General features: G+C 70.3%; 13 protein-coding genes. 7 read left to right on the top strand and 6 right to left on the bottom strand.

The window, feature by feature from the left end; genetic code table 11:
• The first annotated feature begins 21 nt into the window (after window positions 1-21).
• The 4 genes from JANGC3_RS0116110 to JANGC3_RS0116125 all read left to right on the top strand — a co-directional run bounded on the left by JANGC3_RS0116110 (window position 22) and on the right by JANGC3_RS0116125 (window position 7,227).
• Window positions 22-1,293, top strand: a complete 1,272-nt coding sequence (locus JANGC3_RS0116110; protein ID WP_017877524.1) for a putative DNA modification/repair radical SAM protein — start codon at window positions 22-24, stop codon at window positions 1,291-1,293.
• The gene (locus JANGC3_RS0116115) at window positions 1,269-2,762 is read left to right on the top strand and encodes a UdgX family uracil-DNA binding protein (RefSeq protein ID WP_017877525.1); all 1,494 of its coding nucleotides are present in this window, start codon (window positions 1,269-1,271) and stop codon (window positions 2,760-2,762) included. The genes JANGC3_RS0116110 and JANGC3_RS0116115 overlap by 25 nt, the downstream gene beginning before the upstream one ends.
• A 128-nt stretch (window positions 2,763-2,890) precedes the next feature.
• Window positions 2,891-6,235, top strand: coding sequence for an MHYT domain-containing protein (locus JANGC3_RS0116120; protein ID WP_017877526.1), 3,345 nt, complete (start codon window positions 2,891-2,893; stop codon window positions 6,233-6,235).
• Entirely contained in the window at window positions 6,232-7,227 is a 996-nt protein-coding gene (locus JANGC3_RS0116125; protein WP_017877527.1) for a response regulator, read from the top strand. Before JANGC3_RS0116120 ends, JANGC3_RS0116125 begins: the two co-directional genes overlap by 4 nt.
• Window positions 7,228-7,569: 342 nt before the next feature.
• Here JANGC3_RS0116125 and JANGC3_RS0116130 read toward each other — a convergent pair whose 3' ends face one another.
• Window positions 7,570-9,888, bottom strand: coding sequence for an NADP-dependent malic enzyme (locus JANGC3_RS0116130; protein ID WP_017877528.1), 2,319 nt, complete (start codon window positions 9,886-9,888; stop codon window positions 7,570-7,572).
• Between the two features lie 307 nt (window positions 9,889-10,195).
• On the opposite strand from JANGC3_RS0116130, the gene JANGC3_RS0116135 reads away from it, so the two are divergent.
• Window positions 10,196-10,912: a hypothetical protein gene (locus JANGC3_RS0116135; protein ID WP_157406681.1), complete on the top strand. Its 717-nt coding sequence runs from the start codon at window positions 10,196-10,198 to the stop codon at window positions 10,910-10,912.
• Between the two features lie 9 nt (window positions 10,913-10,921).
• Here JANGC3_RS0116135 and JANGC3_RS0116140 read toward each other — a convergent pair whose 3' ends face one another.
• Both JANGC3_RS0116140 and JANGC3_RS0116145 read right to left on the bottom strand, forming a co-directional pair.
• Entirely contained in the window at window positions 10,922-11,209 is a 288-nt protein-coding gene (locus tag JANGC3_RS0116140) for a DUF1330 domain-containing protein (RefSeq protein WP_017877529.1), read from the bottom strand.
• A 34-nt stretch (window positions 11,210-11,243) separates the two neighbouring features.
• A complete protein-coding gene (locus tag JANGC3_RS0116145) occupies window positions 11,244-12,245 on the bottom strand; it encodes a hypothetical protein (RefSeq protein WP_035788754.1) in 1,002 nt (333 codons plus the stop codon).
• A 101-nt stretch (window positions 12,246-12,346) separates the two neighbouring features.
• Here JANGC3_RS0116145 and JANGC3_RS0116150 point away from each other — a divergent pair, with 101 nt between their 5' ends.
• The gene (locus JANGC3_RS0116150; protein WP_026133062.1) at window positions 12,347-13,231 is read left to right on the top strand and encodes a LysR substrate-binding domain-containing protein; all 885 of its coding nucleotides are present in this window, start codon (window positions 12,347-12,349) and stop codon (window positions 13,229-13,231) included.
• Between the two features lie 51 nt (window positions 13,232-13,282).
• Entirely contained in the window at window positions 13,283-14,248 is a 966-nt protein-coding gene (gene thiL, locus JANGC3_RS0116155; protein WP_017877532.1) for a thiamine-phosphate kinase, read from the top strand.
• Between the two features lie 94 nt (window positions 14,249-14,342).
• Here thiL and JANGC3_RS0116160 read toward each other — a convergent pair whose 3' ends face one another.
• The 3 genes from JANGC3_RS0116160 to JANGC3_RS0116170 are packed head-to-tail and all read right to left on the bottom strand — an operon-like array spanning window position 14,343 to window position 19,164.
• Window positions 14,343-16,901 (bottom strand): EAL domain-containing protein, encoded by a 2,559-nt coding sequence (locus JANGC3_RS0116160; RefSeq protein ID WP_017877533.1) that lies wholly within the window; start codon window positions 16,899-16,901, stop codon window positions 14,343-14,345.
• A complete protein-coding gene (locus JANGC3_RS29465) occupies window positions 16,898-18,907 on the bottom strand; it encodes an ATP-binding protein (RefSeq protein ID WP_017877534.1) in 2,010 nt (669 codons plus the stop codon). Before JANGC3_RS29465 ends, JANGC3_RS0116160 begins: the two co-directional genes overlap by 4 nt.
• The gene (locus JANGC3_RS0116170; RefSeq protein ID WP_017877535.1) at window positions 18,904-19,164 is read right to left on the bottom strand and encodes a YfiR/HmsC family protein; all 261 of its coding nucleotides are present in this window, start codon (window positions 19,162-19,164) and stop codon (window positions 18,904-18,906) included. The genes JANGC3_RS29465 and JANGC3_RS0116170 overlap by 4 nt, the downstream gene beginning before the upstream one ends.
• Window positions 19,165-19,381 lie beyond the last annotated feature (217 nt).

Raw genomic sequence — 19,381 nt, forward strand, 5'->3', positions numbered from 1 at the left:
ATACAGTAATTAATTATTCCCATGGAACTGACCGACAAGCTTGAAATTCTCGCCGACGCCGCCAAATACGACGCCTCCTGCGCCAGCAGCGGCGCGCCCAAGCGCGGTTCGGCCGGCCTGGACGGCTTCGGCGCCACCACCGGCATGGGCATTTGCCACAGTTACACGCCGGACGGGCGCTGCGTGTCGCTGCTGAAGATTTTGCTGACCAATTACTGCGCCTACGACTGCCAGTATTGCGTCAACCGGCGCAGTTCGAACGTGCCGCGCGCGCGCTTTTCGGTGCGCGAGGTGGTCAAGCTGACCACGGACTTTTATTTCCGCAACTATATCGACGGCCTGTTCCTCAGTTCCGGCATCATCCGCTCGGCCGACTATACGATGGAGCAACTGGTGCAGGTCGCGCGCACCTTGCGCGAAGTGCACCAGTTCCGCGGCTACATCCACCTGAAAACCATCCCCGACGCCGACCCGGCCCTGATCGCCGCCGCCGGCCGCTACGCCGACCGCCTGAGCGTGAACATCGAACTGCCGACGCAGGCCGGCATCGAGCGCCTGGCGCCGGAGAAAAACCTGCACACCATTAAGCTGGCGATGGGCGCGATCCGCCGCAAGCTCGACGAAAAGGCGCAGGAGCCGGGGGCGCCGGCGTTCGCCCCGGCCGGCCAGAGCACCCAGATGATCGTCGGCGCCGACGCCAGCGACGACCGGCAGGTCCTGGCGACGGCGGAAACCCTGTACGGCAGCTACAAGCTCAAGCGCGTCTATTATTCGGCCTTCAGCCCGATCCCGCACAGCCCCGACAGCGTGCCGCTGCAAGCGCCGCCGCTGCTGCGCGAACACCGCCTATACCAGGCCGACTTCCTGCTGCGCGCCTACGGTTTCCAGGTGCACGAGCTGTTGCCGGCGGCCGGCAACCTGGCGCTCGACATCGACCCCAAGCTGGCCTGGGCGCTGGCGCACCGCGAGCACTTTCCGCTCGACCTGAACCGGGCCGGCGCGGCGATGATCGCGCGCGTGCCCGGCATCGGCGTGCGCAACGCCAAGCGCCTGGTCGAGCTGCGGCGGCTGCGGCGCATCCGCTACGCCGACGTGAGCCGGCTGCGCTGCAGCATGAAGAAGGCGGCGCCGTTCATCGTCACCGCCGACTATTCGCCGCCGCAGGGGGCCAGCTCGTCCGAGCTGCTGCGGCGCGCGCTGGCGCCGGCGCCCCAACGCGGCCCGCAGCAACAGGCGCAGCAACAGCTGGCGCCGCAACAGTTAGACCTATGGCCGGCGCCGCAAACAAGCTGACGCCGCCGGACGCGGTCGCCGCCGTGAGCGCCGGGCAGCCGGTGCTGGCGCAGTGCTTCGAGCAGTGGCGCGACGCGGCGCGCCAGTTGCTGGCGCACGACATCGCGCCGCACGCGGTGCAATGGATCAGTCGCCCCGGCGACGGCGACCTGCTGGCCGGCATCGACGACGCCGTCGCGCGGCCGCGCGCGCCCTGCCCCGCCGCCGGCGCGATGCAACTGCCGCGCCGGCTGGTGGACCTGCTGCAAACGGCCGCGCGCTTCCGCGCCGACGCGCGCTGGGCATTGCTGTACCGGGTGGTGTGGCGCTGGCGGCGCGGCGAACGCGACGTCATGTCGGCCGCCGACCCCGACGGCGCGCGGCTGCACGCGATGGTCAAGGCGGTGCAGCGCGAGCAGCACGACATGCACGCCTACGTGCGCTTTCGCGAACGCCCCGAGGCGGCCGGGGCGCCGCGCTTCGTCGCCTGGTACGAACCGGTGCACGACGTGCTGGCGCAGGTGGCGCCGCATTTCGCCGCGCGCATGGGCGGCGCGACGTGGATGATCGCCACGCCCGAGGCGACCGTGTTGTGGGACGGCGCCGCGCTGCACAGCCTGCCGCCGCGGATGCGCGGCGCCGCCGACGTCGACGACGCCGGCGAGGCGCTGTGGCTGACCTATTACCGTAGCATCTTCAATCCGGCGCGGCTGAACCGGCGCCTGCTGCACAGCCACATCCCGGCGCGCTTCTGGAAAAACCTGCCCGAGGGCGCGGTGGTGCCGGCGATGCTGGCGCAGGCCGCCGCCGGCGCCCGCCGCACCGGCCAGGCGCCCGGCGTGGCCGAGCGCGCCGGCAGCGTGGTGCGCATCGCCGCCGGCGGCGCCGGGCCGCGCCGCGACGGCGACGGCGACGGCGCGCTGGCGCAGTGCCGCCGCTGCGAGCTGTGGCGCCACGCCACCCAGGCCGTCGACGGCGCCGGCCCGGCCACGGCGCCGATCATGCTGGTCGGCGAGCAGCCGGGCGACCAGGAGGACCTGGCCGGGCTGCCGTTCGTCGGCCCGGCCGGCGCCGTGCTCGAACGCGCGCTGGCGCTGGCCGGGCTGGCGCGCGACGCCGTCTACATCACCAACGCGGTCAAGCATTTCAAATGGGAGCCGCGCGGCAAGCGGCGCCTGCACAAGACGCCGGCGCAGCAAGAGGTCGACGCCTGCCGCGTCTGGCTGGAGCGGGAGATCGAGCGCGGCCAACCGGCGGTGGTGGTGGCGCTGGGCGCGACGGCGCTCAAGGCGGTGCTGGGCGACGCCGGCGCCACGCTCAAGCAGGCGCTGGGCCGGCCGCTGCGCCACCAGGGCCGCTGGGTGCTGGCGCTGTACCACCCGTCCTACGTGCTGCGCCTGCCCGACGCGGCCGCCAGGCAACAGGCGCTGGACGTGATCGTCGCCGGCCTGGCGCGGGCGCGCCAGTTGCGCGACGGGCGCGACGGCTGACGGCCGGCGGCGCCGCCGCTGGTGCGGGAACGCAACAACACGCGTGCAGGCCTTGTTTCCCAGAGGAAATGTGTTATGGTGGTTTCTAGACCGAAGCATTTGTTATCCACCCGTCCCGCCGTCGCCCCATGTTCCTACCCACGCTGCTGCAATTGTTCTCGCCGCCGGCCGATCCGAGCCTGCTCAACTACGGCCGCTACGATCCGGCCCTGGTCGCGCTGTCGGTGCTGGTGGCCATCTTTTCCTCCTGGATGGGGCTGCAGATCGCCGGCCGCGGCACGGCCCATCCCAGCCGCGCCCTGCGCAGCATCGCCCTGCTGACCGGCAGCCTGGCGCTGGGCTGCGGCGTCTGGGCCATGCACTTCATCGGCATGCTCGCCTTCAGCCTGTGCACCCGCGTCGACTACGACCCGGCGCTGACGATCCTGTCGATCCTGCCCAGCCTGGCCGCCTCCGGCGTCGCGCTGTCGATCCTGAACCGGCGCACGCTCAGCGCCGGCGCGTTGCTGGCCGGCGGCGCGCTGACCGGCGCCGGCATCGGCGCGATGCACTACACCGGCATGGCGGCGATGAACATGAGCCTGGCGTTGCGCTACGACCCGTTCATGTTCGGCCTGTCGATCGTCGTGGCGGTGCTGCTGGCAACGCTGGCGCTGTGGGTGCGCTTCGGCCTGCGCGGCCTGCGCCAATACCTCGGCCGCGACGTGCGCCTGCTGCTGGCCGCCAGCGTGATGGGCTGCGCCATCGCCGGCATGCACTACACCGGCATGGCGGCGGCGCGCTTCGTCGGCACGCCGCCGCCGGGCAACGCCGTCGGCGCCAGCAGCGCCTTCGTGGCGCTGGCGGTGACGCTGATCACCGTCGCCTTCACCATCTTCGCCGCCTCGGCCAACGGCCTGCTGCGCTACCGTGAAATGTTCCGCCAGCTCAGCCAGAACGAAAGCTGGATGCGCGCGCTGCTCACCACCACCATCGACGGCGTCATCACCGTCGACCGCGGCGGCGCCATCCACGAATTCAACGCCTCGGCCGAGCGCATCTTCGGCTGGAAGCGCGCCGAGGTGCTGGGCCGTAACATCAGCGTGCTGATGGCCGACCCCGGCCGCTCCGAGCGCGAGGGACTGCTCGGCTACCTGCGCAGCGGCGAGGGCGTGCTCGACGCCGAAATCTGCGGCCTGCGCAAGGACGGCTCCAGCGTGCCGCTGCGGCGCGCGCTGGGCCACGCGCGCCTGGCCGACAGCGAGCTGTTCGTGCTGTTCATCAGCGACATCAGCGAACGCCGCGCCATCGAGCTGGCGCTGCGCCACAGCGAGCAGCAATTCCGCTCGCTGATCGGCAACATCCCCGGCATCGCCTTCCGCTGCAGCAGCGCGCCGGGCCACCCGGCGCTGTTCCTCAGCGACGGCATCGAGCGCGTGGCCGGCTATGCGGCCGCCGACTTCCTCGGCCAGCCGCCGCTGCGCACCCTGAACGCGCTGATCCTGCCGGAGGACCGCGGCCGCGTCGCCGCCGCCGTCGCGCACAGCCAGGCCGCGGCGCAGCCCTACCTGGTCGAATACCGCCTGCGCCACGCCGACGGCACGCTGCGCTGGATGTGGGAACACGGCGCCGTCGGCCCCGACGCCAGCGGCCAGGGCCACTGGATCGACGGCGTCATCCTCGACATCAGCGAGCGCCAGCGCATGGAGCAGGACCTGCGCCGCGCCAAGGAAACCGCCGAGCAGGCCGCCGCCGCGCGCGCCAGCTTCGTCGCCAACATGAGCCATGAAATCCGCACGCCGATGAATTCCATCCTCGGCTTCACCGACGTGCTGCTCGACAGCGACCTCGACGCGCAGCAGCGCCACCACCTCGACACCGTGCGCCACGCCGGCCGCTCGCTGCTGCGCCTGCTCAACGAAATCCTCGACACGGCCAAGCTCGACAAGGGCGCGGTCGAACTCGAACTGGGCGACTACAACCTGCTGGCGCTGCTCGACGAACTCTCGTCGACCTACGGCGGCAACGCCCGCGGCAAGGGACTGACGGTCGACATCGCGCTGGCCGGCGACCTGCCGGCCGAGCTGTACGGCGACGAGCTGCGGCTGCGCCAGGTGCTCGGCAACCTGCTCGGCAACGCCGTCAAGTTCACCGCCGCCGGCGGCGTCACCGTGGCCGCGGCGACGCGCGAGGGCCAGTTGCACATCCAGGTCAGCGACACCGGCATCGGCATCCCGGCCGACCGCCTCGACGCCATTTTCGAGCCGTTCACCCAGGCCGACGCCTCGATGACGCGGCGCTACGGCGGCACCGGCCTGGGCACCACCATCAGCCGCCAGCTGGTGACGCTGATGGGCGGGCGCATCTGGGCCGAGAGCGGCCCCGGCCGCGGCGCCACCTTCCACGTGCTGCTGCCGCTGGTGCCGGGGCGGCGCGCGGCGCCGGCCGCCGGCGCGCGCGACGCGTTCGCGCTGCCGCCGCTGCGGGTGCTGGCGGCCGACGACGTGCCGCAAAACCTGGAACTGCTGGCGCTGCTACTGGGCAAGCGCGGCCACAGCGTGCGCAGCGCCGGCGACGGCCTCCAGGCGGCCCGGCTGGCGGCCGGGGAAGTGTTCGACGTGATCCTGATGGACGTGCAAATGCCGCTGATGGACGGCTTGGCGGCGACCCGCGAAATCCGCGCCGCGGCGCTGCGCGACGGCCGCCCGCGGGTACCGGTGGTGGCGATGACGGCCAGCGTGCTCGACGCCCACCGCAAGGCCAGCGCCGCCGCCGGCATGGACGGCTTCGCCTCCAAACCGGTCGACTGGACCACGCTGTCGCATGAAATCGCCCGCGTGCTGGGGCTGGAAAGCGGGCCGGCGGCGGGCGCGGCGGCGCCGGCCGGCCCCGGCCGGCGCGTACTCAACCGCAAGGCCGGCCTGCAGCGCTGGGCCGACAGCCCCGACGCCTACCTGGGCGCGCTGGCGAACTTCGAGCGCGAGCACGGCGGCGCGGCCAACGCGCTGGCGGCGCACATCGAGGCCGGCCGCTACGCGCCGGCGCAGGCGCAGGCGCACAAGCTGCGCGGCATGGCCGCCAACCTCGGCATGGAGCAACTGGCCGCCACGCTGGGCCAGGTCGAACACCTGTGCCTGGCCGGCGGCGGCGACGACGCCGCCGCCCGCAGCGAAGTGCTGAGCCGCCTGGTGGCGCAGTGGCCGGCGGCGCTGCAGGCGATCCGCGCCGACGCGCCGGCGCCGCGCGCCGCCGCGGCCGCCGCGGCCGGCGCCTTCGACGCCGACGCGGCCCGGGCCGGCGCGGCGATGCTGCTACAATCGCTGCAACGGGGCGAACTCGACGACGCCGCGCTGGCGGCGCTGGCGGCCAGCCTGGGCGGGCGCGCGGCGGGCGAACTGGCGGCGCTGCAACTGGCCCTGGCCGACTTCGACTTCGCGCTGGCGCAAGGCGCCGTGCAAGGCATCCTTGGCATTCTCAATCCGGAACCGACATGAGCCACCCGCACGACAAACTGCCGCTGATCCTGGCCGTCGACGACGAGGCCAGCAACCTGCAACTGCTGCGCCAGATCCTGCAATCGGGCTACCGCCTGCTGTTCGCCAAGGACGGCGAGCGGGCGCTGGAGCTGGCGCGGCGCGAGCGCCCCGAGCTGGTCCTGCTCGACGTCATGATGCCCGGCATGAGCGGCTACGACGTCTGCCGCCAGCTCAAGGCCGACCCGGCCACCTGCGCCATCCCGGTGATTTTCGTCACCGCGCTGGGCGACCCGCGCGACGAGGTGATCGGCTTCGACGCCGGCGCCGTCGACTACATCACCAAGCCGGTCAGCCCGCCCATCGTGCGCGCGCGCGTGCGCACCCACCTGTCGCTGGTGCACGTCGACGAGCTCAAGCAATCGCGCCTGGCCATCGTCCAGCGCCTCGGCCTGGCGGCCGAATACAAGGACAACGAAACCGGCCTGCACGTGATCCGCATGAGCCACTACGCGCGCCTGCTGGGGGTGGCCGCCGGCATGGACCAGGACGAGGCCGACGACCTGCTGCACGCGGCGCCGATGCACGACGTCGGCAAGATCGGCATCCCCGACAGTATCCTGCAAAAGCCGGGCCGGCTCGACGCCGCCGAATGGACGGTGATGCAAACCCACGCCACCATCGGCGGCGACATCATCGGCGAGCACGCCGGCGGCATGCTGGCGCTCGCCCGCGTCATCGCCCTGACGCACCACGAGAAATGGGACGGCAGCGGTTATCCGAAGGGGTTGGCGGGCGAGGCGATTCCGCTGGCCGGGCGCATCGTCGCGATCGCCGACGTGTTCGACGCGCTGACGTCGGCGCGGCCGTACAAAGAAGCCTGGTCGGTCGAGGCGGCGGTGGACTTCCTGCTGGAGCAGCGCGGGCGCCACTTCGACGCCGCGCTGGTGGAGCTGTTTTTGGCGCAGCTGCCGGCGATCGTCGCCATCAAGGAACGCTGGGCCGAGAAGTAGGCCGTTAACGCGCTTGTCGTGGATCGGTTTAGCCCCGCGCCGTGACACGACGCGGCAAACCCGGCTGGCGCCAACTGAAATGGTGAACTCCCGCACTGACAGCGCTGTTGCGTCGCACGATCAGCCGGAAATAAACAATGGGTTACTTCGTCATCGTTGACCGCTGGGAGGGCCGAGAGTTCCCTTGCATCTTAGGCGCTGGCGCGCGTTCGAACTTGACAATTGTCAACTCAAATGAAAAACCCCACGCCTGCACAACAATCGGCGTGGGGTTTGATGCGCGTCAACCACAAGCTTGACGGCGCCGGCTGCCGCGGCCCGGAAAAGGGCCGCGGCGCCGCTTTATGCCTTGCGCTGGGCCACCGCGTCGACCACGCACAGCGCCGTCATGTTGACGATGCGCCGCACCGTCGCCGACGGCGTCAGGATGTGCACCGCCTTGGCGCAGCCCAGCAGGATCGGGCCGACCGCGATGCCGTTGCCGGCCGCCGTCTTGAGCAGGTTGTAGGCGATGTTGGCGGCGTCGATGTTCGGCATCACCAACAGGTTGGCGTCGTTTTTCAAGTCCGAATGCGGCATGATCTTGTTGCGCAGCTTCGAGTCGAGCGCGGTGTCGCCGTGCATCTCGCCGTCCACTTCCAGTTCCGGCGCCTTCTCCTTGATGATGGCCAGCGCGGCGCGCATTTTCTGCGCCGAGGCGCTGTTGCTCGAACCGAAGTTCGAATGCGACAGCAACGCCGCGCGCGGACTCAGGCCGAAGCGGCGCATCTCTTCGGCCGCCATGATGGTGATCTCGGCCAGTTGCTCGGCGTCCGGGTTCTCGTTGACGTGGGTGTCGACGATCACCAACTGGCGTTCCGGCAGGATCAGCACGTTCATCGCCGCGTAGACCTTGCTGCCGGCGCCCATGCCCAGCACCTGGTCGATATATTTCAGGTGCAGGTCGGTGGTGCCGAAGGTGCCGCAGATCATGCCGTCGGCGTCGCCCTTGTGGATCATCATCGCGCCGATCAGGCTGTGGCGGCGGCGCATTTCCAGCTTCGCGTATTCCTCGGTGACGCCCTTGCGGCTGCTCATCGCGTAGTAGGCCTGCCAGTAGTCGCGGTAGCGCTCGTCGTGGTCCGGGTTGATGACGTCGAAATGCTGGCCCTGCTTCAGGCGCAGGCCGAACTTCTCGATGCGCGACTCCAGCACGGCCGGGCGGCCGACCAGGATGGGCCGCGCCAGGCGCTCGTCGACCACCACTTGCACGGCGCGCAGCACGCGCTCCTCTTCGCCCTCGGCGTAGACGATGCGCTTGAGTTCGACCGGGGTGCTTTTCGCCACCTGGAACAGCGGCTTCATGAAGGTGCCGCTGCGGTAGACGAATTGCTGCAGGCTGTCGGCGTAGGCTTGCAGGTCCTTGATCGGGCGCGTCGCCACGCCGGACTCGAAGGCGGCCTTGGCCACCGCCGGCGCGATCTGGATCAGCAGGCGCGGGTCGAACGGCATCGGAATCAGGTATTCCGGGCCGAACGCCAGGTTGCTGATGCCGTAGGTGGTGGCGACGATGTCGGACTGCTCGGCGTGGGCCAGCTCGGCGATCGCGTGCACCACGGCGATTTCCATTTCACGCGTGATGGTGGTGGCGCCGCAGTCGAGCGCGCCGCGGAAGATGTACGGGAAGCACAGCACGTTGTTGACCTGGTTCGGATAGTCCGAACGGCCGGTGGCGATGATGGCGTCGCTGCGCACGGCCTTGACGTCTTCCGGCAGGATTTCCGGATTCGGGTTGGCCAGCGCCAGGATCAGCGGGTTCGGCGCCATCTGGCGCACCATGTCTTGTTTCAGCACGCCGCCGGCCGACAGGCCGAGGAAGATGTCGGCGCCGGCGATGACTTCGCCGAGGCTGCGCAGCGAGGTTTGCTGCGCGAAGCGCGCCTTGTCCGGGTCCATCAGTTCGACGCGGCCCTTGTAGACCACGCCGGCCAGGTCGGTGACGAAGATGTTTTCCAGCGGGAAGCCGAGGTCGACGATCAGGTCCAGGCAGGCCAGCGCGGCCGCGCCGGCGCCCGACACCACCAGCTTGCAGTGCTTGATGTCCTTGCCGACCGCGCGCAGGCCGTTCAGGATGGCGGCGCCGACGATGATGGCGGTGCCGTGCTGGTCGTCGTGGAAGACCGGAATCTTCATGCGCTCGCGCAACTGGCGTTCGATGTAGAAGCACTCCGGCGCCTTGATGTCTTCCAGGTTGATGCCGCCGAAGGTCGGCTCGAGCGAGGCGATGATGTCGACCAGCTTGTCCGGGTCCAGCTCATTGATCTCGATGTCGAACACGTCGATGCCGGCGAATTTCTTGAACAGCACGCCCTTGCCTTCCATCACGGGCTTGGCGGCGAGCGGGCCGATGTTGCCCAGGCCCAGCACGGCGGTGCCGTTGGTGATGACGGCGACCAGGTTGCCGCGCGCCGTGTATTTATAGGCGTTGGCGGGATCGATGACGATCTCTTCGCACGGCGCCGCCACACCCGGCGAGTAGGCCAGCGCCAGGTCGCGCTGGTTGGTGAGTTGTTTGGTGGGCGTGACGCTGATTTTGCCAGGTCTCGGGCACTCGTGGTATTCGAGCGCGGCAAGGCGCAGTTGTTGACGTAATTCCTCTTTTTGATCAGATGACGAATCCATTCTGTGCAGCCTTCCTATTTGTTCGATCGGAAAGCGTACGATTTTATCAGACGGATTCTTTCAATTAGCTAGGTATTTTCCCCAAGCGACAGTCCGTTATCACCAAAACGCATAATTTATTCCAAAAAACCGAAGGAAATTTCTATTAAGCCAATAAATCCGATCAGTTATAGCGATGGATGTGTGATGCGCATCAATGCCAAGCCTCCGTCCCGAGGGCGACGCGGCGTGGCAATCCCACTCGAAACTTGTAAATAAGTATTGCAAATGTTGCAATATGAGGTGCCGCTTGCTATGCTGCCTGACCATGCCTACACCGACATTCACGCCCCGCCACCGCCCGCTGGCCGGCGCGGCGCTGACCCTCGCCATCCATCTGGCCTTGCTGTATGCGTGGACGCTGAGCCGGCCGACGCCGCCGCAGGCACAGCAGCCGGCCGAGCCCGGCAACCCCATCCAGTGGCTGCGCCTGACGCCGCCAACGGCGGTGCCGGCATTGCCGGCATTGCCGGCCTTGCCCGCGCGTCGCGTCGCGGGGCGTCCACCGGCCCTGCCGCGCGCCGCCGCCGCGACGCTGCTGCCGGTGCCGCTTGCCGCCACCGCGCCCGCCGCCACGGTGCAAGCGGCCGTCGCCGAACGCGCCGCGCCGGCCCCGAGGATCGACGATATCTTGCAACAAGCCAAACGCGACGTCGGCGCCATCGACAGGCAATTGCGCAAGGCCGGCCCCGGCTTGCGCTTCAGCGCGCCGGCAAATACGCCGCAGACCCGCCTGGCCAAGGGTTTCGCCGACGCCGCCGACGCCGTGCCCAACCGCTGGTTCGAGGCGCCGAAAGTCCAGGAACTCATCGATCCCGCCGGCGAGGGACGGCGCCGCCACAAGGTGGTCGGCGCCGGCGGCACCTACTGCGTCACCTTCGACGGCGTCCAGACGCCGAACGGCAGGGACATCATCAAGAACGGCCTGCCGTCGAAAACCACCAACTGCCCGTCGCACGAGCAGGCGACCACCACCCAACCCTGAGGCGCAGGGCTAGACGCCGTCGACCAGCATCAGGTCGAAATGCGCGCCGCGCTGGCGCAATTGCCGCAGCGGCGCATGGGCCGGGTCGTCGTACCAGGCGCGCGCCTGCGCGGCGCCGGGGAAGGCGATCATCACGACCAGGCCGGGCAACAAGGGCGCGCCCTCCAGCGCCACGGCCGGCGCCCTCGTCAGCACCGTGCCGCCGTGCTTTTGTATCAGCGCCGGCATGTTTTCGCCGTACTCTTTTTGCCAATCCGTGTTGTGGATGGTGATCGAACCGATGGCGTATGCGGTCATGTCCTTGCTCCTGTGGTGGTGGCGGATGGAAGGCTTAGTCGGCCGGCAGCGCGCGCGACTGCACGTTGAAGGGCACGTCGGGCGGCGGCGCCGCGTCCTTGTGGCGCAACAGCAGCGCGAATTTCGATTCGACAAAATAGACGCGCCCGTCCACCACCGCGCCGGAGGACGGCTCGTTGAGGCCGGCGACGATGGTTTGCAGCGTGGCGCCGCGGCCCGCCAGCCGCGCCAGCGTGATCTGGCCGCCATAGGCGCCGTCGCCGCCAAAGGCGTTACTCTCGAAAATGACCAGGCGGTCGGGGCCGGCCAGCCGCAGCGCGTCGGCGTTCTTGAGCGCGCGCGGCAAGGCGATTTTTGCCGCCGGGCCGGCCGAGCCGTCGCCGTTGACGCCGACGCGCAACAGGTAGGGCACGGCCGCCACCGCGCTCAGGTAAATCTGGTCGCGGTCGATGGCGATGCCGTTGAGCGTATAGCCTTGCGCGCCGGCGGCGAAGGCGGCGTCCGCGGCCCAGCTCTGCAAGGCCGCGTCGCCGGAGCGCAGGCGCAGCACGCGCGGCTGCGCGGCGTCGGTCACGTACAGCGTGCCGGCGGCGTCCTGCGCCACGTCGTTGCACTGGCCGGGGCCGCCACCCTCCCCCGGCGGCAAGGGATAACTGGCGCGCGGCGCGCCGCTGTCGAGGTCGTAGCTTTTGAGCGCGCTCGGCGTCAGCGGCACGCTGGTGAAACCGAACGCCGCCGAACACACCCACAGCAGCCGGCGGGCGGCGTCGACCAGCACGCCCTGGCCGTTCGCCAGGCCGTTGGAGGCCGGCGCCACGACAATGCCGGCGGCGCCGCCGGCGCCGCCCAGCCGCGCCACGGCGCCCTGGCGCCAACTGCTGACATATAGGGCGCCGTCGGCGCCCGCCGCCACGCTTTCCGGATACCAGTCGGGCGGCAACGCCCGCGTCGCCGCGGCCTCGGGCGCGGCCTGCGCCAGCGCGGCTAACGCCGCCAACACCAGCGCCCCGGCGCGCTTGATCGTCACAATTCGCATTCCCGACTCCATTTGACTTTGCAATGGAGCCATTATTGTCGAAATAATCGATGCGATAAATACGCCAATTATTAGGCCACCCGTAACTTATAATTATGAATATGAGCGATAAACTCCATAGCATGCGGGTCTTCGTGGCCGCCGCCAGCGCCGACAGCTTCGCCGCGGCGGCGCCCGCGCTGGGTATCTCCGCCTTGATGGTCGGCAAGCACGTGCGCGCGCTCGAACAGCAGCTGGGCGCCCGACTGATCGAGCGCACCACCCGCCGCCAGGTGCTGACCGAAATCGGCGCGCTGTACCTGGAACGCTGCCGCGAGGTGCTGGCCAGCGTCGAGGCGGCCGACCACGTCGCCGAGACCGTGCGCGCCAGCCCCCAGGGCGTGCTGCGCGTCACCGCGCCGGTCGCCTACGGCAGCCACCGGCTGGTGCCGGTAATCGGCGCCTACGCCGCGCTGCACCCGCAGGTGCACATTGACCTGGCGCTGCACAACCGCGTGGTCGACATGGCCGAGGAGGGTTTCGACGTCGCCGTGCGCGCCGGCGCGCTGCGCGACGACGCCCTGGTCGCCCGGCCGCTGCGGCCCGAGCGCATGCACGCGGTGGCCAGCCCGGCTTATCTGGCGCGCCGCGGCGCGCCGCTGCACCCGTCCGACCTGGCGCAACACAACTGCCTGGCGTTCGCCGCCTGGGGGCCGGACCACGCCTGGCGCTTCGCGCGCGCCGGCGCCAGCGTGCACGCGCCGGTGCGCGGCGGCTTCGCCAGCAACACCGGCCAGGCGCTGGTGGCGGCGGCGCTGGCCGGCATGGGCGTGGCGGTGCAAACCGGGGCGCTGCTGGAACCGTTCATCGCGTCCGGCCAACTGGTCGAATTGCTGCCCGACTGGAACTTGCCGGAGCGCGCCATGCACATCGTGCGGCGCGCCGAAACCCGCCCCAGCGCCAAGGTGCGCAGCTTTGTCGACTTCGCGCTGGAGCGGCTCGGCTGAGCGGGAGCCCGGCAAAGGGGCACGTACGCCGCCATTCGGTACAATGGCGCCATGCTCTCCGAATTCGACCTCATCAAACAATATTTCGCGCGCCCGCGCGCCGGCCGCGCCACGCTCGGCATCGGCGACGACTGCGCGCTGCTGACCCCGGCGCCCGGCATGCAGATGGCGATTTCGTCCGACATGCTGGTCGAGGGCCGGCATTTCTTCGCCGGCGCCGAGGCCCGCAAGCTGGGCCACAAGAGCCTGGCGGTGAACCTGTCCGACCTGGCGGCGATGGGCGCGCGCCCGGTCGCCTTCACGCTGGCGCTGGCGCTACCGGCGGCAGAACGCGACTGGCTGGCCGGCTTTTCGGACGGCCTGTTCGCGCTGGCCGACGCCTTCGACTGCGAGCTGATCGGCGGCGACACCACCAAGGGGCCGCTGAACATCTGCATCACGGTGTTCGGCGAGTTGGCGCCCGGCGCGGCGCTGCGCCGCGCCGCCGCCCGCGCCGGCGACGACATTTGGATCAGCGGCACGCTGGGCGACGCCCGCCTGGCGCTGGCCGGCTACCGCGCCGAGCTGGCGCTGGACGGCGCCGAGCTGGAGCGGGCGGCGGCGCGCATGCACGCGCCGGCGCCGCGGGTGGCGCTGGGGCTGGCACTGGCGCGCTCGGGCCTGGCGCACGCGGCGATTGATATCTCGGACGGCCTGGTCGGCGACCTCGGCCACATTCTGGCCGCGTCGCGGGTCGGCGCCACGCTCGACGTCGACGCGCTGCCGGCCGGGCCGGTGCTGGCGCGCCAGACGCAGGCGCTGCGGCGCAGCTTCACCGCCGCCGGCGGCGACGACTACGAGTTGTGCTTCACGGCGCCGGCGGCGGCGCGCGACGCGGTGCTGGCGCTGGCCGCCGGCGCCGCCACGCCGGTGGCCCGGGTCGGCGCCATCGACGCCGCGCCCGGCCTGCGCCTGGTCGACGGCGCCGGCCGCCCGCTCGACCTGCGGCTGCAGGGCTTCGACCACTTCAAGGCGTAGGCGGGCCGAAAAAAACCGCCGGCGTCAGCCCGGGCTCGGACCTGAAGGTCCGAGCCCGGCTCTTTGCCGCCGGTTTTTCGCTTGTTCGCGGCGCTCAGATGGCCGGGTCGGCCTGGGCGTCGCCGGGGCGCGCCGGCACCGCCTGGTTCACCAGCCAGTAGTGGTGGAAGGCCAGGCGTATATTGTCGCGCAACTGGGTGTCGTCCCACGGCTTGGTGTAGAAGCGGTAGATCGCGCCGCGGTTGATCGAGTCCAGCACCGACTCCAGCCCGGTGTAGCCGGACAGGATGATGCGGATGGTCTCCGGGTACATTTCCTTGACCTTGCTGAGGAATTCGGTGCCGCTCATGACCGGCATGCGCTGGTCGCAGACGATCACGTGGACCTGGTGCAACGCCAGCATCTCGAAGCCCTCGGCCGGCGACGCCGCCGTCAGGATGTGGTAGCCGTCCGGCCGGAACAGCCGGTGCAGCGAGGACAGCACGTTGACGTCGTCGTCGACGATGAGCAGGGTCTGCGACGGCTGCGCCGCCTGGTCCGGCTCGCGCGGCAGGCCGGTGCCGGCCGCCACCAGCAGGCCCAGCTCGGCGGCCGGCAGCGGCCGGCTGAAGTAGTAGCCCTGGATTTCGTCGCAGCGGTTGCGCCGCAGGTATTCCAGCTGCGGGCGCGACTCGACGCCCTCGGCGATCACCCCCAGCTTCAGGCTGTGCGCCATGCTGATGATGGCCAGCGCGATGGCGGCGTCGTTCGGGTTGGTGGTAATGTTGCGCACGAAGGCGATGTCGATCTTCAGCTTGTCGATCGGGAAGCGCTGCAGGTAGGACAGGCTGGAATAGCCGGTGCCGAAATCGTCGATGGCGATCTTCACGCCGATTTTCTTCAGGTTGCCCAGCACCACGATGGTGCGCTCGGCGTTGACCATCAGCGCCGACTCGGTCAGCTCGAGTTCGAGCAGCGCCGGGTTGACCTTGTGCCGCGCCAGCGCGGCGCGCACCCCGCCCTCCAGGTCGCCCTCGGCGAACTGCCGGCTCGACACGTTCACCGCCACGTGCACCGCGCCGACCGGGCCGGCGCACCAGGCGGCGATCTGCCGGCAGGCCTCGTCGACGACCCAGGCGCCGGCGCGCACGATCAGGCCGGTGTCCTCCAGCAGCGGCACGAACTCGGCCGGCGCGACCAGGCCGTAGCCGGGCCGGCGCCAGCGCAGCAGCGCCTCGACCCCGCTCAGGCGGCCGCGGCGCAGGTCCACCTTGGGCTGGTAGTACAGCACGAACTCGCCCTGGTCGAGGGCGCGCCGCAGCGCCAGCTCCAGGTCGAGCCGGGCCAGCACCTGGACGTTCATGCCGGCGGTGAAGAAGCGGTAGCCGTCGCGCCCGGCCTGCTTGGCGCGCGCCATCGCCGTGTTGGCGTACTTGATCAGCGGTTCCGGCTCGACCGCGTCGTCCGGGTACATGGCGATGCCGATGCTGGCCGTCAGCGCCGCCGCGTGGCCGCCCAGGTCGAACGGCGCGCGCAGCGCCTCGCGCACCTGGTTGGCGACGTTGACGGCGTCCTGCTGGTCGCGCGTCATCGTCAGGATCAGCGCGAACTCGTCGTTGCCCATGCGCCCGACCGTGTCGCGCAGGCGCACGCACTGCACCAGGCGGTTGCTGAACTGGCGCAGCAGCTCGTCGCCCAGCGCCGCGCCGAGCGAGTCGTTGACGTTCTTGAAGCGGTCCAGCGCGATGAACAGCACGACGATGCGCCAGGCCTTTTCGCGCGCCAGCCCGATCGCGTGTTCCAGCGTCTGGTAGAACAGCGTGCGGTTGGGCAGCCCGGTCAGGCTGTCGTAATGGGCCAGGTGCTTCATGCGCTCCTGCGCGGCGCGGCGCTCGCTGATGTCGCGCGCCACCGCGATCAGCACCCGCCCCGGCTCCACCTGCTGCTGCCACTGCCAGTACAGTTCGACCGGCACCGGCACCGCGTCGTGGCGCTCCAGCTCGCACTCCACCAGCAGCGGCGCGCGCGCCGGGTCGCGCGGCGCGCCCGCCGGCGGCGCCGGCAGCAGCCGCGCCGGCGCCATCGCCAGCAGTTGCGCGCGGCTGTAGCCGAGCATGCGGCAGGCGCCCTCGTTGACGTCGAGCAGGGCGGCGCCGGCCGGGTCGACCAGGAAGATGGCGTCGGCGGTGGCGTCCATGGCGCTGCGAAAGCGCTGCAGCGAGGCGGTGCGTTCGAGCACGGTGCGCTCCAGGCGCGCGCTGTACTGGCGCGCTTCGCGGTGCAGCAGGCGCACCTCGAGCATGTTGTGGATGCGCGTGAGCACCTCGAGCGGGTCGAAGGGTTTGCTGACGAAGTCGCGCGCGCCGGCGTCGAGCGCGGCCAGCTTCTTCTCCGGGTCGGCCGTCACCACCAGCACCGGCAGGTAGGCGCCGGCCTCGATCGGTTTCAACGCCGCCATCACGTCGAAGCCGCTCATGCCCGGCATGTGCAGGTCGAGGATGATCAGGTCGTAGTCGTGCTCGGCGTGCAGCGCCGCCACCCGGCGCGGATCGGTGGTCGAGCTGACCGCCAGGTAGCCGGTGCTCCTCAGCAAATAGTCGAGCAGCTCGACGTTGATGGCCTGGTCGTCGACGAGCAGGATTTTTGCGCCGTGGATGTCGGCTTGGGTGATCATGTCGGCCCGCCCTTTTCTGCGACGTGGGCCAGCGCGCTGTTGATGGCCTGGGTGAATTCGTCGATGTTGATGGGTTTCGTCAGGTAGTGGAAAAATCCCAGCGCCATGCCGCGCTCGACGTCGCGCGGCATGGCGTTGGCGGTCAGCGCGATGACCGGGATGTGCGCCGTCAGCGGGTCGCTGCGCAACAGCTTCATGGCGTCGATGCCGCTGACGCAGGGCAGGTTGATGTCCATCAGGATCAACTGCGGCTGGTGGGCGCGCGCCAGCTCGATGCCGAGGTGGCCGTCCGGCGCCGACAGCAGGCGCAGCTCGGGGCGGAAACGCACGATCTCCTCGACCAGGCGCAGGTTGGCCGGGTTGTCCTCGACGTACAGCAGCGTGACGGGCGCGCCCGGCGCCGCCAGCGCCGCCGCCTCCTCGGCCGGCACCGCCGGCGCCGCCAGCGCGGTCGGCTCGGTGGCGCGCAGCTCGACCCAGAACACGCTGCCGACGCCGATCTCGCTGCTGACGCCGAGGCGCCCGTCCATCAGCTCGACCAGGCGCTTGGTGACCACCAGGCCGATGCCGGTGCCCTCCTCGGCGCCGGTTTCCTGGCCGAGCCGGTTGAACGGCTGGAACAGCCGCTCGAGCTGCCGCGGCGCCAGCCCGACGCCGCTGTCGCGCACCGACAGGCGCACCGCGCCGGCGCCGTTGGGCGCGCAGTCGACGACCACGCTGCCGGCCGGGCGGTTGTATTTGAGGGCGTTCGAGAGCAGGTTCAGCAGGATCTGCTTGAGGCGGGTGCGGTCGGCCTGCACGTTCAGCGCGCAGCCCTGCGGGAACAGCATGCGCACGCCGCGCTGCTGCGCCAGCGGCGCGACCATGGCGTGGCATTCGTCGAGGATGTCCTGCAGCGCCACCGGTTCGAGCGACAGGTCGAGCGTGCCCGATTCGACCTTGGCCAGGTCGAGGATCTCGTTGATCAGCGTCAGCAGGTGGCGCCCCGACTTCAGGATGTGGCTGGCGAACTCCTTCTTTTGCGCCAGCGTCGACGGCAAGCGCTCCGAGCTCAGGATCTGGGCGAAGCCGAGGATCGCGTTGAGCGGCGTGCGCAGCTCGTGGCTCATGGCCGACAGGAAGGCCGACTTGGCGTGGTTGGCGCTCTTGGCCTGCGCCACCGCCATGGCCAGCTCGCCGTTGCTGACCTCAAGCTGCGTGGTGCGCTCGTGCACGCGCCGCTCCAGGTCCAGGTTCAGGCGCATCACCTCGGCCTGCGCCAGGCTGCGCTGCTCGGCCTCGCGGGCGATCTCGCGGTTCGAGGTTTCCAGCGCGCGCGTGCGGTGCTCGGTCTCGGCGAGCATCTGGTTGAACGAGTCGACCAGCCGGGCCACCTCGTCGTCGCTGAACTTGCGCGCGCGGCGCGAATAATCGCCCGTCTCGACGACCTCGCGGGCGGCGTCGGCGATGTCGAGGATGGGCCGGGTGATGATGTAATCGAGCCGGCGCGTGACCAACCAGGCCAGCAGCAGCGCCAGCACGGTGACGCCGGCGGCGATGCCGAGGTAGTCGCCGATGCGCCCGGCCAGCTGGTAGTCGGCGCGCAGATAGACCGTGCCGAGCAGCTCGCCGTTGTCGACGATGCGCTTGAACAGCAACAGGCGCTTGCCGTCGACGCGCACGCCGTCGCCCTCGGCGCGGGCCGGGAAGGCCTCGGCCTGGCCGGGCGCCAGGTAGCTGGCGAACAGCGCGCCGCCGGCGTTGTAGATGGCGCCGGCCTGCACGCCGGGACGGATGCGCAGCAGCGCCAGGTTCTCGCGCGCCAGGCGCCGGTCGTCGAAGGTCAGCGCCGCCGACGTCATGCGCCCCAGCAGCTCGGACTGGCTCGCCATGTCGGCCAGCACGGTGCGGTGGTAGGCGCGCAGGTCGTAGGCGATGATCGAGCCGATCGACACCAGCAACGCCACCAGCGTTGTCGACAGCACCACGGCGAGCAGCTTCAGGCGGATCGAGCGCAGTCGGATCACGGGGCCCCCCGCACGTTGTAGGCGGCCGACAGCGTGCGCGCGCTGATGCGCAGGCGCGCCGAGGCCAGCGCTTTCAGCGCCACCTCGACGCGCAGCTTCTGGTCGGCGACGACGAAGTTGATCATGCCGCCAAGCGCGCTGTCGGACCGGGCGAAGCTGCCCTCGGGCCATTCGACGAAGCCGGCGAATTGATACAGGTAGGCGGCCTTGACCTGGCGCTGCGCCCGCGCGGCGCCGGCGCGCGTCAGCGCCGCCATCGCGGGCGAGCGGACGCGCGCCAGCGGCGCGGCCCGGACAGGCGGTTCAGCAACATGGCGCTCCCCATCGCGGAGCGGTCGGTATCGTGTGTTGGCAAAATCGGTTCCCGAGCCGGCGCTGCCCCGGGTCGCGGGCGAGCCGCTCGCGCAGGCTCGCCAAGCCACGGCGGAGTGTGTTGAATGGACATTTTTAGCGTTCTGATTGGAAACAAGTGTA

This window comes from Janthinobacterium sp. CG3 (genome assembly GCF_000344615.1).
In the GTDB taxonomy this organism is placed as follows: Bacteria; Pseudomonadota; Gammaproteobacteria; order Burkholderiales; family Burkholderiaceae_D; genus Janthinobacterium.

Coding starts and splice junctions, on each gene's coding strand:
- JANGC3_RS0116110 (WP_017877524.1), top strand. CDS start 22: ATGGAACTGACCGACAAGCTTGAAATTCTCGCCGACGCCGCCAAATAC.
- JANGC3_RS0116115 (WP_017877525.1), top strand. CDS start 1,269: ATGGCCGGCGCCGCAAACAAGCTGACGCCGCCGGACGCGGTCGCCGCC.
- JANGC3_RS0116120 (WP_017877526.1), top strand. CDS start 2,891: ATGTTCCTACCCACGCTGCTGCAATTGTTCTCGCCGCCGGCCGATCCG.
- JANGC3_RS0116125 (WP_017877527.1), top strand. CDS start 6,232: ATGAGCCACCCGCACGACAAACTGCCGCTGATCCTGGCCGTCGACGAC.
- JANGC3_RS0116130 (WP_017877528.1), bottom strand. CDS start 9,888: ATGGATTCGTCATCTGATCAAAAAGAGGAATTACGTCAACAACTGCGC.
- JANGC3_RS0116135 (WP_157406681.1), top strand. CDS start 10,196: ATGCCTACACCGACATTCACGCCCCGCCACCGCCCGCTGGCCGGCGCG.
- JANGC3_RS0116140 (WP_017877529.1), bottom strand. CDS start 11,209: ATGACCGCATACGCCATCGGTTCGATCACCATCCACAACACGGATTGG.
- JANGC3_RS0116145 (WP_035788754.1), bottom strand. CDS start 12,245: ATGCGAATTGTGACGATCAAGCGCGCCGGGGCGCTGGTGTTGGCGGCG.
- JANGC3_RS0116150 (WP_026133062.1), top strand. CDS start 12,347: ATGAGCGATAAACTCCATAGCATGCGGGTCTTCGTGGCCGCCGCCAGC.
- thiL (WP_017877532.1), top strand. CDS start 13,283: ATGCTCTCCGAATTCGACCTCATCAAACAATATTTCGCGCGCCCGCGC.
- JANGC3_RS0116160 (WP_017877533.1), bottom strand. CDS start 16,901: ATGATCACCCAAGCCGACATCCACGGCGCAAAAATCCTGCTCGTCGAC.
- JANGC3_RS0116170 (WP_017877535.1), bottom strand. CDS start 19,164: ATGGCGGCGCTGACGCGCGCCGGCGCCGCGCGGGCGCAGCGCCAGGTC.